Origin of the sequence: Bradyrhizobium sp. 31Argb, assembly GCF_043638955.1 — a bacterium.
GTDB lineage: Bacteria > Pseudomonadota > Alphaproteobacteria > Rhizobiales > Xanthobacteraceae > Bradyrhizobium.
Window position 1 is genome coordinate 1 of sequence record NZ_JBEGDB010000603.1, and the last position, 1,260, is coordinate 1,260.

Annotated in this window: 2 protein-coding genes and 1 pseudogene; 1 reads left to right on the plus strand and 2 read right to left on the minus strand. The window is 58.3% G+C overall.

Annotated elements, in window-relative coordinates:
- Positions 1 to 68: 68 nt before the first annotated feature.
- Together AAFX91_RS41755 and AAFX91_RS41760 are read right to left on the minus strand one after the other, a co-directional pair.
- A complete protein-coding gene (locus tag AAFX91_RS41755; RefSeq protein ID WP_394570356.1) occupies positions 69 to 302 on the minus strand; it encodes a DUF6894 family protein in 234 nt (77 codons plus the stop codon).
- A 163-nt stretch (positions 303 to 465) separates the two neighbouring features.
- A pseudogene (locus tag AAFX91_RS41760) lies at positions 466 to 630 on the minus strand (SOS response-associated peptidase); the annotation flags it as partial.
- Between AAFX91_RS41760 and AAFX91_RS41765 the strand changes: the two are divergent.
- Entirely contained in the window at positions 605 to 766 is a 162-nt protein-coding gene (locus AAFX91_RS41765) for a DUF3606 domain-containing protein (protein ID WP_282531612.1), read from the plus strand. The pseudogene AAFX91_RS41760 and the gene AAFX91_RS41765 overlap by 26 nt on opposite strands.
- Positions 767 to 1,260 lie beyond the last annotated feature (494 nt).

Genomic DNA, 1,260 nt, shown 5'->3' on the forward strand with positions numbered 1-1,260 from the left:
GCGAAACTACTTCGCCGTCGTCGCCATTGCCGCCACTCTGCTCTGGATAAGGTAACTGTCCACACGGCCTAGGGCTGATTGGATTCAATCCTTCTAGCGGACACATCGATTCGAAAGATTGAACTATGGCCCCTTTTGACCTCAATCGACCACTCGGGCGATCCATCAAGGTCGAGCGACGACTCGATATCACGCACGGTTCTTAGCGCCTGCTCCCAAGCAGCGTTGTCATCCCGCAGTTCCTCACCTTTCGGGTCTCGGAAGGGATGGCCGTTCGAAATATGAAAGAAGTAGCGCGGCATGATGAACGCGTGAACGCCCCCAGCGGGGCTTTCGTTCCTATGCCGATTAGGCAAACAGCTCGGCGCCTTCAGGCGTGATCTTCATGTAGGTGCTCCTGCACCGGCTCGATAGCATGCGCCAGTTCGCTTCCTCCGGGTCGGCGTAGGGGCTCGTCGACGTACTTCATGCGGCCAGCCTGTCTTCCTTATCGGGGCCGCGCATGATGATCTTCAGGGCGTCGTCAGGCAGCGGCCGTTGGAGCGCCTTGGCCACATCCCATGGCGCGCGCAGCCAGACGTCGCGCTCCTCGTCCGTCGTCAGGATCACCGGCATCGCCTTGCGATGGATCGCCGGCCGACAGCGGCACGAAGTCAACTACGAATCCAAGAAGACCCGTAAATCGGCCGCCGCCGTGAAGAAGGCAGTGAAGAAGGTTGGCAACAGCCGCAAGCGGGTGGAGAAGCGGCTCGCGCGCAAGAGATAGGAACGGCCCGGCGTACAGTGCCTTACGAGCGCGTCCTAACCGCGCCAATTCGAACGGCCCAGCCAGCCGTCGACCTCTGGGCCTCAGCTTCCACTTTGCTGAGACCCTTCTTACACGAGGCACGAGCGTCCCAAGTCGAACTCGACTGCATCTTTTTCCCGACATGCGGGAACGGAGGCATTGCTGATTTCGTTCTATCGCCAGGCGAATCCGGTGCGATGGCGATGGAAGATATGCTTCAACTTGTCTTGGTTGTTGTCTTTGCCGCGGTGTTGCTGGCGACTAGCCAAGCGTTTACGCATTATCGATCGTCAAGAAACGCCGACGTGCCTGCTGCTGCAGTGATCTTGCGTGCGGAGAGACCGGCGTTCCCTCCTATTTGAGCATGCCCTGGCATCAAGGGAAAATGTCAGCTCTGTGTCCGTCGTCAGATAATTTGAGACAGATCAAGCTTTTCGAGAAGGGAGGCTCTGGCTCATCAGGGGTTAGAGTTT

Bases quoted from the DNA above. Each gene is read 5' to 3' on its own strand.
- AAFX91_RS41755 (WP_394570356.1), bottom strand. From the start codon at position 302: ATGCCGCGCTACTTCTTTCATATTTCGAACGGCCATCCCTTCCGAGAC.